General features: G+C 61.8%; 14 protein-coding genes. 8 read left to right on the top strand and 6 right to left on the bottom strand.

The features are described 5' to 3' along the window. Positions 1–13: 13 nt before the first annotated feature. The gene (locus tag FGE05_RS26430) at positions 14–877 is read left to right on the top strand and encodes a DMT family transporter (protein WP_139649593.1); all 864 of its coding nucleotides are present in this window, start codon (positions 14–16) and stop codon (positions 875–877) included. A gap of 119 nt (positions 878–996) precedes the next feature. On the opposite strand, the gene FGE05_RS26425 is transcribed toward FGE05_RS26430, so the two are convergent. Next, positions 997–1,905, bottom strand: coding sequence for a DMT family transporter (locus tag FGE05_RS26425; RefSeq protein ID WP_139649591.1), 909 nt, complete (start codon positions 1,903–1,905; stop codon positions 997–999). A 128-nt stretch (positions 1,906–2,033) separates the two neighbouring features. On the opposite strand from FGE05_RS26425, the gene aceK reads away from it, so the two are divergent. The 5 genes from aceK to FGE05_RS26395 all read left to right on the top strand — a co-directional run bounded on the left by aceK (position 2,034) and on the right by FGE05_RS26395 (position 10,283). Next, positions 2,034–3,755, top strand: a complete 1,722-nt coding sequence (gene aceK / locus FGE05_RS26420) for a bifunctional isocitrate dehydrogenase kinase/phosphatase (protein WP_139649589.1) — start codon at positions 2,034–2,036, stop codon at positions 3,753–3,755. A gap of 211 nt (positions 3,756–3,966) precedes the next feature. Next, positions 3,967–7,878 carry an ATP-dependent RNA helicase HrpA gene (gene hrpA / locus FGE05_RS26410; protein ID WP_139649586.1) on the top strand — a complete coding sequence of 1,304 codons (3,912 nt, stop codon included), beginning with the start codon at positions 3,967–3,969 and terminating at the stop codon, positions 7,876–7,878. Between the two features lie 364 nt (positions 7,879–8,242). Next, a complete protein-coding gene (locus tag FGE05_RS26405; protein WP_139649584.1) occupies positions 8,243–9,364 on the top strand; it encodes a beta-ketoacyl-ACP synthase III in 1,122 nt (373 codons plus the stop codon). Between the two features lie 77 nt (positions 9,365–9,441). After that, complete coding sequence (locus tag FGE05_RS26400) at positions 9,442–10,053, top strand: RNA polymerase sigma factor (protein ID WP_139649582.1); 612 nt, start codon at positions 9,442–9,444, stop codon at positions 10,051–10,053. After that, entirely contained in the window at positions 10,047–10,283 is a 237-nt protein-coding gene (locus tag FGE05_RS26395; protein WP_024780432.1) for an anti-sigma factor, read from the top strand. Before FGE05_RS26400 ends, FGE05_RS26395 begins: the two co-directional genes overlap by 7 nt. Before the next feature lie 139 nt (positions 10,284–10,422). On the opposite strand, the gene FGE05_RS26390 is transcribed toward FGE05_RS26395, so the two are convergent. Continuing rightward, on the bottom strand, positions 10,423–11,739 hold the full coding sequence (locus FGE05_RS26390) for a putative porin (RefSeq protein ID WP_041020176.1): 1,317 nt from the start codon (positions 11,737–11,739) through the stop codon (positions 10,423–10,425). Positions 11,740–12,021: 282 nt separating this feature from the next. Here FGE05_RS26390 and FGE05_RS26385 point away from each other — a divergent pair, with 282 nt between their 5' ends. Next, on the top strand, positions 12,022–13,146 hold the full coding sequence (locus FGE05_RS26385) for a GNAT family N-acetyltransferase (protein WP_139649580.1): 1,125 nt from the start codon (positions 12,022–12,024) through the stop codon (positions 13,144–13,146). Between the two features lie 70 nt (positions 13,147–13,216). Here the strand turns inward: FGE05_RS26385 and FGE05_RS26380 are convergent, their stop codons facing one another. From FGE05_RS26380 to FGE05_RS26365, 4 genes are all read right to left on the bottom strand, one after another. Next, positions 13,217–15,049 (bottom strand): ABC transporter ATP-binding protein, encoded by a 1,833-nt coding sequence (locus FGE05_RS26380; protein ID WP_139649578.1) that lies wholly within the window; start codon positions 15,047–15,049, stop codon positions 13,217–13,219. An 86-nt stretch (positions 15,050–15,135) separates the two neighbouring features. Beyond that, the gene (locus FGE05_RS26375) at positions 15,136–15,690 is read right to left on the bottom strand and encodes a peptidylprolyl isomerase (RefSeq protein ID WP_041020173.1); all 555 of its coding nucleotides are present in this window, start codon (positions 15,688–15,690) and stop codon (positions 15,136–15,138) included. 4 nt (positions 15,691–15,694) lie between these two features. Continuing rightward, positions 15,695–16,498: an alpha/beta fold hydrolase gene (locus FGE05_RS26370; RefSeq protein ID WP_139649576.1), complete on the bottom strand. Its 804-nt coding sequence runs from the start codon at positions 16,496–16,498 to the stop codon at positions 15,695–15,697. A gap of 13 nt (positions 16,499–16,511) precedes the next feature. Then, the gene (locus FGE05_RS26365) at positions 16,512–17,435 is read right to left on the bottom strand and encodes a LysR family transcriptional regulator (RefSeq protein WP_041020171.1); all 924 of its coding nucleotides are present in this window, start codon (positions 17,433–17,435) and stop codon (positions 16,512–16,514) included. A 50-nt stretch (positions 17,436–17,485) separates the two neighbouring features. Between FGE05_RS26365 and FGE05_RS26360 the strand changes: the two genes are divergently transcribed. Next, entirely contained in the window at positions 17,486–17,800 is a 315-nt protein-coding gene (locus tag FGE05_RS26360; RefSeq protein ID WP_139649574.1) for a 3-phosphoglycerate kinase, read from the top strand. Positions 17,801–17,840: the final 40 nt, after the last annotated feature.

Raw genomic sequence — 17,840 nt, 5'->3', positions numbered from 1 at the left:
ACAGGTGGTATCCATGTTTTCCCTATCCAAGAACGCGTTATTGGCGGCGGCTTCCACGAGCCTGTTCGTCCTGCTGTGGAGCAGCGGCGCAATCTTTTCCAAACTGGGCCTGGCCCACGCTTCACCTTTCGCTTTTCTGCTGATCCGTTTTGCCATTGCACTGTGTGCGTTGGTGTTGTTGATCCCGGTGTTCAGGTTCAAGCTGCCCACGGTCGGCAAGCCGTTGATCTATGCCGCGACCACAGGATTGGTGCTGCTGGGGGCCTATCAGATTTTCTATCTGCTGGCCCTGCAAATGAACGTGACACCCGGCGTGATGGCCACCCTGATGGGCGTACAACCCATCCTCACGGTGGTGCTCGTGGAACGTCAGCGTTCCTGGTCGCGTCTGTTCGGCCTGGCGCTCGGGTTGGTCGGGTTGGTCATGGTGGTGTACCAGGGCATCGGATTGGCGGGGATGTCCTTGACCGGAATGCTGTGCGGGTTGCTGGCGCTGGTGTCCATGACCGCCGGGTCGATCATGCAGAAACGCATTACCGATAATCCCCTCGGCACGCTGCCGGTGCAGTACCTGGCCGGACTTTTATTGTGTGCGGTGTTCGTGCCGTTCCAGCCATTCCATTTCGAGACCCGTGCGGGCTTCATCGTGCCGGTGTTGTGGATGGGTTTGGTGGTCTCGGTGCTGGCGACCTTGCTGCTGTACCGGCTGATTGCACGGGGTAATCTGGTGAATGTCACCAGCCTGTTCTACCTGGTGCCGGCGGTGACGGCGGTCATGGACTACCTGGTGTTCGGCAACCGGCTGGCGCTGTTGAGCTTGCTGGGGATGGCGCTGATCATCGTCGGGCTGGTGTTTGTGTTTCGTAAACGCCGCTAGCCGTTAGCGGGCCAGTGACTGCAGTACCTCCATCGCGGGCAAGCCTTGCTCACACAGGTTTGCGACATCCTGTGGGAGCAAGGCTTGCCCGCGATGACATGCTCGAATGCGCCGATGCGCTAGCGGGCAGACACCTCGACCGGCTTCTGCGCCGCCGGCTTCAACACCAGCCACAATGCTGCCGCAATCAGCACCCCGCCATACAGATGCGCCATCCCCAACGGCTCATCCAGCAACAACGCCCCCCACAGCACGCCGAATGGCGGGATCAGGAAGGTAACGGTCATGGATTTGACCGGCCCGATGGCGCTGAGCAACCGGAAATAAAGGATGTACGCCAGCGCGGTGCACACCAGCCCCAACCCCAGCAATGACAGCCAGACGCTCCAGCCACCCCAGCTGGCCGGGGGTTGGCTGATGACGCTGTAACCGAACAGTGGCAGCAGGAACACCGTGGCGCCGAACATGCTCCCCAGGGCGGAAAGACGGCTGTCCAACCCGCCTTGATGATCGAGCCAGCGCCGGGTGAGGAATCCGGCGAAGCCATAACAGGTGGTGGCCATCAGGCAGGCGAGGGCGCCCATCAGCAGTTGCAGGTCGAAGGCCACCGGGCCGGCGCGGGTCAGGATGCCGACGCCGAGCAGCCCGAGGAACACGCCGCTGACCTTGGCGACCGTGAGTTGCTCGCTGAAGAACAGCCCACCGATCAACACCCCCATCAGAGGCGTCGTGGCGTTGAAGATCGCCGAGTAACCGGCCGGAAGGGTTTGGGCCGCCAGGGAATAGAACGTCGCGGGAATGCCCGAGTTGATCAGGCCCAGCCCCATCGCGACTTTCAGCTTGCCACGGAAATTCCAGTCGACCCGCATCAGTGCCAGGATCACCACCAACCCGACGAAGGCGATGGAGACACGAAAAAAGGCCGTGGGGATCGTGCCGATGACGGGCGCGATAATGCGCATGAACAGGAAGCTCGCCCCCCAGATGGCGGCCAATGACAGCAGACGCAGGAGATCGACGAGGTTCACGAGGGAGTCCTTCCATGGTTGGCCGGCAAGTGTCGCCCTCCCTGGGACCAATGGCAATGGTTGCGTTGCCGCGTGATTGGCCTCTAAGCTCAGCCGCTCATGACAAGACCCCCCGTCGAGGTTTCCCTATGCCGCAGCCATGGCCCGCCAGCGATATCGCCCGATCGATTCTCGACGGCTTCGACGATTATCGCGAGCATTTCCGGCAGATTACCGACGGTGCCCGTGCCCGGTTCGAGCAGGCCCGATGGCAGGAAGCGCAAGCGGCGTCGGCGGCGCGGATCAATCTGTACGAAGAAAAAGTCTTCGAAACCGTGGCCCGGCTGCGCAAGGCCTTCGATGCCGAGGCGCTGATGGATGTGAGCTGCTGGCCGCTGGTGAAAAGTGCTTACATCAGCCTGATCGACCTGCGTTTCGACGATGAGCTGTCCGAGACCTGGTACAACTCGATTTTCTGCGGCCTGTTCAGCCATGACCTGATCAGCGACGGCACCATGTTTATCCACACCACCCGGCCGAGCCTGCGTCGGGCCCGCTCCGCGCAGACCCGTACCTACAAGCCCCAGGGCCAACTGGACCGGATGCTTGCGGACATTTTCGCCGATTACCGGTTCAGCGAAGACTACGCCGACCTGGCGAGCGACCTGCAGCGCCTCGAAGCCCAGCTGCGAGAAAACCTGCCGGATTGGGTCTGCAAGGACCCGGAATTGACCGTGGAGCTGTTTTCATCAGTGCTTTATCGCAACAAGGGCGCCTACCTGGTGGGGCGGATCTACACCCGCGATGATCAGTGGCCGCTGGTGATTCCGCTGTTGCACCGCGAGGGTCGGGGCATCCAGATCGACGCGCTGATCACCGACGAGGCCCAGGTCTCGATCATCTTCTCGTTCACCCGTTCGTATTTCATGGTGGACGTGCCGGTGCCGGCGGAATTCATCGGCTTCCTCAAGCGGATCCTGCCAGGCAAACACGTCGCCGAGCTGTACACCTCCATCGGTTTCTACAAGCACGGCAAGTCCGAATTCTATCGGGCCCTGATCAATCACCTGGCGAACACCGACGACCAGTTCATCATGGCGCCGGGTGTGCGCGGCATGGTCATGAGCGTGTTCACGTTGCCGGGCTTCAACACGGTGTTCAAGATCATCAAGGACCGCTTCTCGCCGTCGAAAAACGTCGACCGCGCCACGGTGATCGAGAAGTACCGGCTAGTGAAAAGTGTCGACCGGGTCGGACGCATGGCCGATACCCAGGAGTTCGCCGATTTCCGCTTTCCCCTGGGCAAGTTCGAACCGGCGTGCCTGGAAGAGTTGCTGGAAGTGGCGCCCTCCACGGTGTCGGTGGAAGGCGATACGGTGCTGATTCGTCACTGCTGGACCGAGCGGCGCATGACACCGCTGAACCTCTACCTGGAAAACGCCAGCGAGGCCCAGGTGCGCGAGGCGCTGGAGGACTATGGCCTGGCCATCAAGCAGTTGGCGGCGGCGAATATCTTCCCCGGCGACATGTTGCTCAAGAACTTCGGCGTGACCCGCCATGGCCGGGTGGTGTTCTACGACTACGACGAGATCTGCTTCCTCACCGAAGCCAACTTCCGACACATCCCCCAGCCGCGCACCCCGGAAGACGAAATGGCCTCCGAACCGTGGTACTCCATCGGTCCGCTGGACGTCTTTCCCGAGGAGTTCCCACCCTTCCTGTTCGCCGACGCCGGGCAGCGCAAGTTGTTCGACCAGATGCACGGCGAGCTGTACAACGCCGACTACTGGAAAGGCCTGCAAGAGGCCATTCGAGCGGGGAAGGTGATTGATGTGTTCCCGTATCGGCGCAAGGACCTGGATAACGAATAACGTTCGAATTCACGCAGATCCCTTGTGGGAGCGAGCCTGCTCGCGATGGCGATTGTCCGATCAATATCCATGTCGACTGCCCCACCGCCATCGCGAGCAGGCTCGCTCCCACAGGGGAGGGTGGCAGGCAAAGAGGGCATGTGTTCGGCGCAGCGGGCGCAAATCTGCGACAATCGCCCCCTGCATAAAACCGACGACCCTTGCGTACCCGATGACTGACCAAGCCCCCGCTATCGACAAGCTGCTGAAGAACCTCGACCACGCCATGCTCGCCGACCGTCACCGGTTGCGGCGGCAGTTGCTCGAGCTGCGCAAGAAACCCGATGAGGCCAAGCTGGCCCAGTGGGTGGCGCGCATGCAGGCGTCGTGCGACCAGGTGCTGGCGCGCAAGGCCAGCCTGCCGCTGATTCGCTACGACGACAATCTGCCGATTGCCGCCAAGCGTGACGAAATCAAGGACGCGCTGCTCAAGCACCAGGTGTTGATCATCGCCGGCGAAACCGGCTCGGGCAAAACCACGCAATTGCCGAAGATCTGCCTGGAAATCGGGCGCGGCCAGTATGGCTTGATCGGCCACACCCAACCGCGCCGGATCGCCGCCCGCAGCGTGGCGAGCCGGGTCGCCGAAGAACTGGCCACGCCATTGGGCGCGCTGGTGGGCTACCAGGTGCGGTTCGAGGACCAGAGCGACGCCAACACCCTGATCAAGTTGATGACCGACGGCATCCTGCTGGCCGAGACGCAGAACGACCGCTACCTCGAGCGCTACGACACGATCATCGTCGACGAAGCCCACGAGCGCAGCCTGAACATCGACTTCCTGCTGGGGTATCTCAAGACCCTGCTGCCGCGCCGCCCGGACCTTAAGGTCATTATCACCTCGGCGACCATCGACCTGGAGCGTTTCTCCAAGCACTTCGACGACGCGCCGATCGTGGAAGTCTCGGGCCGCACCTTCCCGGTGGAAACCTGGTACCGCCCGCTGACCCTGGAGCAGGACGAAGAGGGCAACCGCGTCGAGGACGACCTGACCGTCGACCAGGCGATTCTCGCCACCCTCGATGAAATCGCCGCCCATGAGCGCAGCGAGCGCCGCAGCCCTGGCGATGTGCTGGTGTTCCTGCCGGGGGAGCGGGAGATTCGTGACGCGGCGGAAATGCTGCGCAAGGTCCAGCTCAAGCACACCGAGATCTTGCCGTTGTATGCGCGCTTGTCCCCGGCCGAACAACAGCGGATCTTCCAGTCCCACCCGGGCCGTCGTGTGGTGCTGGCGACCAACGTCGCCGAAACCTCGCTCACCGTGCCGGGCATCCGCTACGTGATCGACAGCGGCACCGCGCGGATCAGCCGCTACAGCTATCGCGCCAAGGTCCAGCGCCTGCCCATCGAAGCCATTTCCCAGGCCAGCGCCAACCAGCGCAAGGGGCGTTGCGGGCGGGTCGAGCCGGGGATTTGCGTACGGCTGTACAGCGAAGAAGATTTCCTCGGCCGGCCGGAATTTACCGACCCCGAGATCCTGCGCACCAACCTGGCGGCGGTGATCCTGCAGATGCTCCATCTGCGCCTGGGCGAGATCACTGATTTCCCGTTCATCGAGCCGCCGGATGGCAAGGCCATCAGCGACGGTTTCAACCTGCTGCAAGAGTTGTCGGCAGTGGACCGCAACAGCCAACTGACCCCTTTGGGCCGTCAGTTGGCGCGCTTGCCGGTGGACCCGCGCATGGGCCGCATGTTGCTGGAAGCGGCGAAGCTGGGCAGCCTGCAGGAAGTGCTGATTGTCGCCAGCGCCATGTCGATCCAGGATCCGCGAGAGCGTCCGCCCGAACGTCAGCAGGCCGCCGACCAGGCCCACGCCCAGTGGAAGGACTCTGACTCGGACTTCGCCGGGCTGGTCAACCTGTGGCGCGGTTTTGAAGAACAACGCCAGGCCCTGACGGCCAGCCCGTTGCGCAACTGGTGTCGCAAGAACTTCCTCAACTACCTGCGCCTGCGCGAGTGGCGCGACGCTCATCGCCAGTTGAGCCTGATCTGCCGCGACATGCAGTTGAGCCTCAACAAGGACCCGGCCGACTACCCGAAACTGCACAAAGCGGTGCTCTCGGGCCTGTTGAGCCAGATCGGCCAGAAAACCGAAGACGGCGACTACCTGGGCGCCCGCCAACGGCGCTTCTGGGTCCACCCTTCGTCGGGGCTGGGCAAGAAGCGTCCGCAGTGGCTGATGACCGCCGAACTGGTGGAAACCACCAAGCTGTATGCGCGCATGGTCGCCAAGATCGAACCGGACTGGATCGAACCGCTGGCCGGGCACCTGATCAAGAAAAACCACTTCGAACCCCATTGGGAGAAGAAGCGCGGACAGGTGGTGGCGTATGAACAGATCACCCTGTTCGGGCTGATCGTGGTCGGCCGTCGGCCGGTGCATTACGGGCCGGTGGACCCGGTGGTGTCGCGGGAGCTGTTCATCCGCGAAGCCCTGGTGCGTGGCGAGATCCAGTCCAAGGCCAAGTGCCTGGCGGCCAATACCCGATTGCTGGAGCAACTCGACGAACTGGAAGCCAAGGCCCGTCGCCGCGACATCCTGGCGGACGAAGAAACCCTGTTCGCTTTCTATGACGCACGCTTGCCGGCCGAGATCCACCAGACCGCGACGTTCGACAGTTGGTACCGGATCAACAGCCAGAAAGACCCGCAGTTGTTGATCATGCGCGAAGAGGACGTGTTGGCTCGCGAGGCCAGCGAAGTGACCGCCGCGCACTTCCCCGACACCTTGCGCGTCGGCGACCTGACGTTGCCCCTCGGCTACCACTTCGAACCCAACCATCCCCGCGACGGGGTGACATTGCGGGTGCCGGCGCCGCTGTTGCCGATGCTGCCGCCGGAGCGCCTGGAGTGGCTGGTGCCCGGCATGATCGAGGCCAAGTGCATTGCCCTGGTGCGCAACCTGCCCAAGGCCCTGCGCAAGAACTTCGTGCCGGTGCCGGACTTCGTCAAGGCGGCGCTGCAACGCATTACCTTCGCCGAAGGTTCGTTGCCGCAATCCCTGGGCCGCGAGCTGCTGCGCATGACCGGCGCGCGGGTCAGCGACGAAGCCTGGGCCGAAGCGGCGCAGCAAGTGGAAGGCCACCTGCGCATGAACCTGGAAATCGTCGACGGCCAGGGTAAGTTCCTCGGCGAGGGTCGCGACCTGGCCGAGCTGACAGCGCGTTTTGCCGAAGCCAGCCAGGCTGCCTTGGCCGTGCCGCAAACCGCGAAAAGCCAGGCGCCGGTGGAAGCCAAAGTCTTCGCTCCGGTGGCGGAAAAGACCCAGCAGAAGATCGCCGGGTTGTCGATGACGGTGTATCCGGCGTTGGTGGAGGAGGGCGGTGTGGTCAAGGAAGGGCGTTTCCCTACCCCGGCCGAAGCCGAGTACCAGCATCGCCGGGCCTTGCAACGGTTGTTGATGCAGCAGTTGGCGGAGTCGGCCAAGTTCCTGCGGAGCAAATTGCCGGGGCTGACGGAACTGGGCTTGCTCTACCGCGAACTGGGACGCATCGACAACCTGGTGGAAGACATCCTGCTGGCCAGTCTCGACAGCTGCGTTCTGGAAGGCGAAGCGAACCTGCCCCGTGACGGCGCCGCGCTGGCGTCCCTGGCCGAGCGCAAGCGCGGCGGCTGGACCGAACACGCCGAACGCCTGGCGAAGCTGACCCTGGATATCCTCAAGCTCTGGCATGGTCTGCAAAAGCGCTTCAAAGGCAAGATCGATCTGGCCCAGGCCGTGGCGCTGAACGACATCAAGCAACAGCTCAGTCATCTGGTGTACCCGGGCTTCGTGCGCGAAACTCCGCATCAATGGCTCAAGGAACTGCCGCGTTACCTCAAGGCCATCGAGCAGCGTTTCGAGAAGTTGGGCAGCCAGGTGCAGAAAGACCGGGTCTGGAGCGGCGAACTGTCGAACCTCTGGGCCCAGTACCAGACCCGCGCCGGCAAACACGCCCAGGAAGGCAAGCGCGATCCGCAACTGGAGCTTTACCGCTGGTGGCTGGAGGAATACCGAGTGTCGCTGTTCGCCCAGCAGTTGGGGACCAAGGTGCCTATTTCGGACAAGCGCCTGGGCAAGCAGTGGGGGCAGGTGGAGCCCTGAGGCAACACCATTGATGCCTGTGGGAGCGAGCCTGCTCGCGATGAGGCAGTGTCAGTCGACATCCCTATCAACTGACAGACCGCTATCGCGAGCAGGCTCGCTCCCACAGGGTCTTGTGTCTTGCCCTGGCTTTTGCCGCTCCCACAAGGGTTTTGTGTCTTGATTGAGGGAGAATGGGCCAAACGCCAGCGTTTATGGCAAACTTCGCGGCTATAAATGCCGGTCCCGTGGTTTTGAGCTTCAATTCCCCGGGCGGATCGGAATAAAGCGATGCCAGGTCTGCTTCCCAGGATGGGAAAAGACCCTTTGCGTATTGGTACGTTGGTGCCAATGCTTTCTGCCTGAACAGATCAGAGACACGACCATGCATAACGTCGTCATCAGTGGCACCGGCCTGTATACCCCGGCCAACAGCATTTCCAATGAAGAGCTGGTGCAATCCTTCAACGCCTACGTCGCGCAGTTCAATGCCGACAACGCCGAAGCCATCGAGCGCGGTGAAATCGAGGCGTTGACCGAATCCAGCGCGGCGTTTATCGAGAAAGCTTCCGGTATCAAGAGCCGCTTTGTCATGGACAAGGACGGTATCCTCGACCCGCAACGCATGACCCCACGCCTGCCCGAGCGCTCCAATGAGCAATGGTCGGTGCTCTGCGAAATGGCCATCGGCGCCGCGAAACAGGCGCTGGAGCGCGCCGGCCGTACCGTCGCCGACATCGATGGGGTGATCGTCGCCTGTTCCAACTTGCAACGCGCGTACCCGGCCATCGCCATCGAAGTCCAGGAAGCCCTGGGCATCGAAGGTTTCGGTTTCGACATGAACGTGGCCTGCTCCTCGGCGACGTTCGGCATCCAGGCCGCGGCCAACAGCGTGCAACTGGGCCAGGCTCGGGCGGTCCTGATGGTCAACCCCGAAGTGTGCACCGGCCACCTGAACTTCCGTGACCGCGACAGCCACTTCATCTTCGGCGACGCGGCCACCGCCGTGATCATCGAGCGGGCGGACCTGGCGACCTCGCCGCATCAGTTCGATGTGGTCAGCACCAAGCTGCTCACCAAGTTCTCCAACAACATCCGCAACAACTTCGGCTTCCTCAACCGCGCCGCGGAAGAGGGCATCGGCACCCGTGACAAGCTGTTCGTCCAGGAAGGCCGCAAGGTGTTCCGCGATGTCTGCCCGATGGTGGCCGAGCTGATTGGCGCTCATCTGGAAGAAAACCAGTTGAACGTCGAGCAAGTGAAGCGCTTCTGGCTGCACCAGGCCAACCTGAGCATGAACCACCTGATCGTGCGCAAGCTGCTAGGACGCGAAGCCACTGAAGAGGAAGCCCCGGTGATCCTCGACCGCTATGCCAACACCAGCTCGGCGGGTTCGGTGATTGCGTTCCACCTGAACCAGGATGACTTGCCCAGCGGCTCGGTGGCGGTACTCAGTTCGTTTGGGGCGGGGTATTCGATTGGTAGCGTGATCCTGCGCAAACATTGATCCAGTTGTTAGCGGATTTATTGTGGCGAGGGGATAATTCCCCTCGCCACAATAGTGTCAGGCATATGAGAGCTTGAATGACTACCACCAACGACACCCAACTGCTCCAACGCTTGCTGGCGGGGGAGCAGCGCGCCTACAAGGAACTGGTCAGCACCTACCAGAGCCCGATGCGCGCGGTCGCCTATGCCATCGTTGGCAGTCGCCATGCCGACGAAGTGGTGCAGGACGCCTGGCTGTCCGTGGTGCGCAACCTCAGTGGTTTCCAGGGCCGCTCCAGCCTCAAGACCTGGTTGCTGACCATCACAGCCAACGCTGCCAAGGGGCGCTACAAGCAGAACCGTCGCGAGGTGCTGCTCGACGACCTGCCATCGCCCCATGGCACGCTCGGCGATGATCGCTTCGCCGCCGATGGCCACTGGTTGCTGGCGCCGTTCGCCTGGCACCAGGACACGCCGGAAGCGCTGCTGACGGAGAGCGAATTGCGCGATTGCCTCGAGCACACGCTGCTCAGCCTGTCGGAACTGCAAGGCAGCGTGCTGAACTTGCGCGAACGCCAGGGGCTGGAGCTGGAAGAAATTTGTAATCTTCTGGGGATCTCGCTCTCTAACGTACGTGTGCTGTTGCATCGTGCCCGGCTGAAGGTCTTCGCGACCGTGGAACATTTCGAGGAGACCGGCGAATGCTGACCTGCAAGGAACAAGTGGCACGCTCCAGCGATTATCTCGACGGTCAATTGAGCTTTCGCGAACGCCTGATGGTGCGTCATCACCTGATGTTCTGTCCCAACTGCCGACGTTTCATTCGCCAGATGAAGCTGATGCAGGCCACCCTCAGAAAGCTCCCCGAGCCGCCCGTCCCCGACCTGGATCACCTCGCCGAAAAACTCGCCGCCGAGCGCCGCCGGCATTCGCGCTGAACCTTGAGTCACCACCACAGGGGGCGGCTGAACGAAAAAAGCCTGGCGTTGCTGAATCGGACGGATGATGGGACCGATGCAGCAACGTCAGGCTGTAAGATGCGCGTCGGGCTTCCTTGCCCGAGCTGTAGAGCAGTGATCAGAACTTCGCTTCAGCATCCAGTTGCAGGGTGTTGATCTTCGAGTCCTTCAGCGTGGCGTTGGTGTAGTCGGAATCGGCCATGAAGTACGTCGCGCCGAGCGAGAAGTTCTTGTCCAGTTCGTAGCTCGCTTTCAGCTTGCTGCCACGCGAACCGGTGAAGCCGTTGGCGAAGTCGGAGTCGGTGAAGGCACCGACCACGGCGTTACGCTGTACGTCGCGATAGTTGTAGTCCAGGCCGAAGCCGAAGACTTTGGTCTTGGCACCCACCAGCCAGCCCATGTCCTGATCGTTGCTGGCGTCCTTGTTGTTGACCACTTGGCCGTACAGCGACAGTGGCATTGGCAGGCCGCCGATGTCGAGCTGGCCAAAACCTTCGTACAGCTTGAATTGCTCGTTCGCGCTGTTGCCGTTGATGGCCAGGCGGCAGTTGTTGGCCGAGCAGGTGTTGTTGATGTCGTTGTCGTTATCGTAGGCGTAGATACTGCCACCCAGGGTCATTTTCAGGTTGTCAGTGATCGCGAAGCGAGCGCCCAACTGGCCTGCGTACAGGCGCAGGTCGTGACGGAATTGTTTGCCTTCGCCGTCCACGTTGTCTTTGAGGGTGTAGTGGCCGGCGCTGCCGAACAACTCGGTGCTGGCGCCCAACGGGTATTTATAGGAGGCCGACAGACCTTCCGGGCTGATGTCGCTATCCCAGATGATGTCGCCCATGCTCACCCACTGTTGTGGCATCTTGCCGCCAACGAGGTGCAGGTTCTTGATGGCGTCCGGGTGGTAGTCGACGTAGCCCTGGTCCAGCCACAGGTCTTTCTTGGTGAAGTTGTTGTCCAGGCTCTGGTTGGTGGAGCGCGAATCGTTGTCGCTGCCGGTGGCGATGCGGATGCCGGTGTCCACTTGCGGGTTGATTTCGCTGTAGGCACCCAGGCGAACACGGATACGTTGGCGATCCTGGTCACCGGTGTTCGAGACGCCGTCGTTCTTCACGGTTTCCTGACGGAAGCGCACGTCACCTTTGAACTGGGTCTTGGCGGCCCAAGCCAGTTTCTGGTCGAAGGAGCTCAGCTCGTTGGTCTTCTTCGCGGTCGCGGCGATCTGTTCGTTGGTCTCCTGCTGAGCCTGGCGAGCGATTTGTTGCTCCTTTTGATCCCGGGCCAGTTCGGCTTGCAGTTCGGTGTACTGCGCGGTGGTAATCGAACCGTTGGCCTTGAGCATGTCGAGCAGTTTGGCGTCGACTGCGGCGCTGGCCGGTACACTCATGGCCAGCAACAGACCGCCGCACAGGGCCGCCGCAGTTTTTGTGGAAGCAAGACGCATATCAATCTCCGAAGGATGAGAGAGGATGACGGATCATCCAAGACACAACCGACCGTTGAAGGACGGAAACGGTGACCGGGCTGTTAGAACCCGGCGCTCTAAAAACAGGCGCCAGTATCGCGATGGTTTATGACAGGGCAGTGGCAATGTGATGGCGCATCGGTGACGTTTCGGTGTCGTTCTGAACTTTTCTGAGCGTGCCTTGTCGACGTCGCGGGGTGTGGAACTCACGGCGATAAGCGATACTTGCGAGGCTCTGAATCGCGAAGTGGAGAAAAATCGATGTCGTTGCAGCGCCTGCACAGACTGTCTGAAATAGCGCCACACACCTGGGATGCCCTGGTACCGCAGAGCCAGCCGTTTCTGCGCCACGCCTTCCTCAGCGCGTTGGAGGACAGTGGCAGTGTCGGCCCGCACTCCGGATGGCAGCCCGAGCATTTGTTGCATACGGACGGTGACCGGCTGATCGCCGCATTGCCCAGTTATCGCAAGTGGCATTCCTACGGCGAATACGTGTTCGATCATGGCTGGGCGGACGCTTGCGAGCGTGCCGGCATCGACTATTACCCGAAGCTGCTGACCGCTGTGCCGTTCAGTCCTGTCAGCGGGCCGCGTCTACTGGCGGCAACGCTCGAAGACGGTTTCGAGTTGCTCAAGAGTTTGCCGGGCTACCTGGAAATCGAGGGGCTTTCCAGTGCCCACATCAACTTCACGGATTCCTTCACCGACACGGCGCTGGCCGGGCAAGAGGGCTGGCTGCAGCGGGTCGGCTGCCAGTACCACTGGCACAATCGCGACTATCGGGACTTCCAGGATTTTCTCGACGCACTCAGTTCCCGCAAGCGCAAGCAGATGCGCAAGGAGCGCGAACAGGTGGCGGGGCTGGGCATCGATTTCGAATGGTTCGAGGGGCATCAACTGGACGAGGCCCAGTGGGATTTTGTCTACGCCTGCTACGCCAACACCTACGCGGTGCGTCGACAGGCACCGTACCTGACCCGGACATTTTTCAGCCTGCTGGCCGAACGCATGCCCGAGGCCATTCGCGTGGTGCTGGCCAAGCAAGGATCGCGGCCGGTGGCGATGGCGTTCAGTCTGGTAGGGGGCGACAGTTTCTACGGGCGTTACTGGGGCTGCCTGGCGGAATTCGACCGCCTGCACTTTGAAACCTGTTTCTACCAAGGCATGGATTACGCGATTGCCCAAGGCTTGCAGCGATTCGATGCCGGCGCCCAGGGCGAGCACAAATTGATTCGCGGTTTCGAACCGGTGATTACCCGGTCATGGCATTACTTGCGCCATCCCGGGTTGAAAGCGGCGGTGGCGGATTTCCTCAACCGGGAACACGAGGGGGTGTTGGCGTATGCCGAGGAGGCGAGGACGGCGTTGCCGTATCGGCAGTGCTGAGGTTTCTGGCTGATACCCCCACCTGTGGCGAGGGAGTAAGCTCCCTCGCCACAGGTGGTTGAGTCAGGTTTCAGTCAATCCCCACAAACCCGCCCGTCTGATGCTGCCACAACCGCGCATACAATCCGCCATGGGCCAGCAGTTCGGCGTGGCTGCCGGTTTCGGCGATGCGGCCGTTTTCCAGCACCACCAGCCGGTCCATCCGGGCGATGGTCGAGAGGCGGTGGGCGATGGCGATCACGGTCTTGCCTTGCATCAGCGTCTCGAGGCTTTCCTGGATCGCCGCTTCCACTTCCGAGTCGAGTGCTGACGTCGCTTCGTCCATGATCAGGATCGGTGCATCCTTGAGCAGCACCCGGGCAATGGCGATGCGCTGGCGCTGGCCGCCGGAGAGTTTCACGCCGCGTTCCCCCACATGGGCGTCGAAGCCGGTGCGGCCCTGGGCGTCCGACAGCAGCGGGATGAACTCATCGGCACGAGCCTTGCGCACGGCTTCCCAGAGCTGTGCGTCGGTGGCGTCGGGCTTGCCGTAAAGCAGGTTGTCGCGAATCGAGCGGTGCAGCAGCGAGGTGTCCTGGGTGATCATGCCGATCCGTTCGCGCAGGCTCTCCTGGCTCACCTCGGCGATGTCCTGGCCGTCGATGAGGATCCGCCCGCCCTCGACGTCATAAAGACGCAGCAGCAGGTTGACCAGGGTGGATTTTCCCGCGCCGGACGGGCCGATAAGACCGATCTTTTCCCCGGGCTTGATCACCAGGTTCAGGTCGCCGATCACACCGCTCTTCTTGCCATAGTGGAAATCCACATGCTCGAAGCGCACTTCACCCCGGCCCACGGCCAATGGCCTGGCGTGCTCGCGGTCGGTGACGCTGACCGGTTGGGCGATGGTCTGTAGGCCGTCCTGGACCATGCCGATGTTTTCGAAGATGCCGTTGACCACCCACATGATCCAGCCGGACATGTTGACGATACGGATCACCAGTCCGGTCGCCAGGGCAATGGCACCGACGCTGATCAGCGACTGGGTCCACAACCATAGCGCCAGGCCGGTGGTGCCGACGATCAACAGCCCGTTCATGCTGGTGATGACCACATCCATGCTGGTCACCACGCGGCCGGCCAGCTGGGCTTTTTCGGTCTGCTCCTGGATGGCTTCGCGAGCGTATTGCTGTTCGAAATTAGTGTGGGCGAACAGCTTCAGCGTGGTGATGTTGGTGTAGCCGTCGACGATCCGGCCCATGAGCTTGGAGCGGGCATCGGACGACACCACCGAGCGCTCTTTGACTCGTGGCACGAAGTAATAGAGCGAGCCGATGTAGGCGGCGATCCACAGCAGCAGGGGAATCATCAGGCGCCAGTCGGCTTCGGCGAACAGCACCAGCGAGCTGATGGCATAGATCAGCACGTGCCACAATGCGTCCACGGCCTGCACCGCCGAATCCCGCAGGGAGTTGCCGGTCTGCATGATGCGCTGGGCAATGCGCCCGGCGAAGTCGTTCTGGAAAAAATTCAGGCTCTGCTTGAGCACATAGCTGTGGTTCTGCCAGCGGATCAGGCTGGTCATGCCGGGGCTCAGGGTCTGGTGCACCAGCAGGTCATGCAAGGCCACGAAAATGGGCCGCAGGATCAGTGCCACCACGGCCATCCACGCCAGTTCCAGGCCATGGACCTTGAAGAAGTCGACGTTGGGCGTGCCTTGGGCCAGGTCGATGATGCGACTCAGGTAGCTGAATAGCGCCACCTCGATCAGTGCGCCGATCAGGCCCACCACCAACAGCACAGCGAAGCTCGGCCAGACTTGTCTCAGGTAATACGTGTAGAAGGGCAGGACGCGGTTCGGTGGGGCCGAGCTCGGTGCGTCGCGGAAGATGTCGATCAGCTTTTCGAAACGGCGATAAACCATGGTAAACAGCCCGGGCGGGGCTCTCCTTTTTTGCTGTGAGCGGCGCGGGATCGCCGTCGCCGCTCAGGCTTGCCCTGTACCGTCAGTTAGTCGATGCGCTTGGCCGACTTGATGATCACAGGGTCGATCGGCACATTTTGCATGCCTTGTTTGGTGGTGGTCTGGGAGTTGACGATGATGTCCACCACGTCCATGCCTTTGACCACTTTGGCGAACACGGCGTAACCGGCGTCACGGCCCGGGTCGAGGAATGCGTTGTCAGCCACGTTGATGAAGAACTGGCTGGTGGCCGAGTTCGGATCGGAAGTGCGGGCCATCGACAAGGTGCCGCGAACGTTGTGCAGGCCGTTGCTGGCTTCGTTCTTGATCGGCGCCTTGGTGTCTTTTTGTTGCATCTGCTGGGTGAAGCCGCCGCCCTGGGCCATGAAGCCCGGGATCACGCGGTGGAAAATCGTGTTGTTGTAGAAACCGCTGTCCACGTACTCGAGGAAGTTCTTGGTACTGATGGGGGCCTTGACCGGGTCCAGTTCGATTTCGATCTGGCCGTTGGTGGTGTCCAGCAGCACGTGGGGCGCTGGCGCGGCCATCAGGTTGGCGGCGAACAGAACGGAGCCGGCGGCGAGGGCGATTTTTTTCAGCATGGGGTCATTGATCCTGGGTGGTGGAATCGACTGCAGTCAAAAAGTCGAGCAGGGTTTGATTGAAGCGTTCAGGTTGGTCCAGCGGGGTAGCGTGCCTTGAATCGGTGAAGACCACCAGCCGTGCATCGGGCAGCAGTTTTACATAGGCTTCTTTCACTGCCACCGGCGTGTAGTCGTGGTCGGCGCAGATGACGAGGGTTGGACAGGCCACCTGCGAAAGTCGTTCCTGGACACCCCAGCCCACGACGGCATCGAAGCTGGCGAGATAAGCATGTTTGTCGTTTTTTGCCCAGCGCCGGGCCATTTCAAAGCGTAAATCCGCCTGTTCAGGTTTGGGAAACAGCTTGGCCCCCAGAGCCTTGCCGATGGTCTCCAGGCTAAGGATACGCATCAGGCTCCAGCGCTTGAACCACTGCCAGCAGTCGTCCAGGGTGCGGATCTTGACTTGCGGCGCGCTGTTGACGATGCACAGGCTCTTGACCCGCCCGGGCTCATCCACCGCCAACTGAAAGGCGATCATGCCGCCCATGGACCAGCCCACCAGGTGCACCGGGCCCAGGCGCAGGTGTTCGATCAGGGCAATCAGGTCGGCGCTGAAACCTTCAATGCTGTAGGGACCGCGGGGTTTATCGGAGCGTCCGTGGCCGCGCACATCCACCACGATCAGGCGGTAATGGGCGGACAACACCGGGATCTGTTTTTCCCAATCCAGGGTGCTGGAGCCCAGCCCATGGACCAGCAGCAGGGGGGCGCCGTGGCCGTATTCCTCGTAGTGCAGATTGCAGTCTTCGTGTGCGAAATAGGCCATGGCGAACTCCTTGTCAGGCTTGTTCAGGGGCGGCGAACGGCGCATCCAGCGGCGCGGTATCGAAGGTGCGCAGCAGTTCGATGAGGATCTGCGTGGCCGGGCCCAGGGGTTTTTCCTTGTTCGAATACAGGTAGAAACTCGGGTTGCGGCTGCCGCCCTGATCCAAGGGTAGCCGCTTGAGCGTGCCTTCCCGCAGTTCCCGCTCGATCATGTGCCGGGGCAGCCAGGCGAAGCCCAGGCCGCTGCCGACGAAGGTCGCGGCGGTAGCGAGGCTGCCGACCGTCCAGCGTTGCTCGGCACCGAGCCAGCCCACGTCCCGGGGTTGCTGGCGACCGGAATCACGGATCACCACTTGCAACTGGCTTTCCAGGTCCTGGAACGTCAGCTCGCGATTGAGTCGATGCAACGCGTGTTCGGGATGGGCCACCGCGACGAACTCCACGTCGCTCAGCTCCGCCCCGAGGTAGCCGGGGATGCTGAAGCCAACGATGGCCAGGTCAGCGACGCCTTCGAGCAACACCTCTTCCACGCCTGACAGCACTTCCTCACGCAGGCGTACCCGGCAGCCGCGGCTTTGCGGCATGAACGCCGTCAGGGCCCGGACGAGGCGGGCACTGGGGTAGGCGGCGTCGACCACCAGGCGTACTTCCGCTTCCCAGCCTTGTTCCATGTGATGGGCCAGGTCTTCCAATTGGCTGGCCTGTTTCACCAGTTGCCGGGAGCGCCGCAACAGCACGCCGCCGGCCTCGGTCAGCACCGCTTTGCGTCCATCGATGCGCAGCAAGGGTACGCCGAGCTGATCCTGCATGCGGGCCACGGTATAGCTCACCGACGATTGGGAGCGGTGCAACACGTCGGCGGCCTGGGCGAAACCACCGTGGTCCACCACGGCCTGCAACGTTCGCCATTGATCAAGGGTCACGCGGGGCGCTTTCATATTGAGCTCCTCTTGTCCTAAGCTGGCGGTCCCTTGGTGGAGACAGCCGAATGAAGAAAATCTGTTGTGCAGTGCTGGCCCTGTTGCCGCTGACTGCGTTCGCGTACCCGATCGATGTGGAAAAACACCTCGACGGCCTGAGCATCGACTACACCGCCTACGACACTGACGCCGACATCGGCTCCATCCAGGTCAACAACTACGGCAGCACCGACGCGGCCTGCACCGTGGTGTTTCGCAACGGTCCGGAAGCCCCTCGTACCCGCAAGATCGAGGTGGCCGCCGGCAAGTTCAAGAACGCCACCGCCAAGTTCAACCGCAACATCATCAAGCTGCGCATCGAGCTGACCTGTAAGCCAAAGTAAGCTGAACCTGGGACGTCTGTTCAGCTTATAAACGAATTTA

Origin of the sequence: Pseudomonas sp. ICMP22404 (assembly GCF_006227205.1) — a bacterium.
Taxonomy (GTDB): Bacteria; Pseudomonadota; Gammaproteobacteria; order Pseudomonadales; family Pseudomonadaceae; genus Aquipseudomonas.
This window is presented reverse-complemented; position numbering and strand designations above follow the sequence as displayed.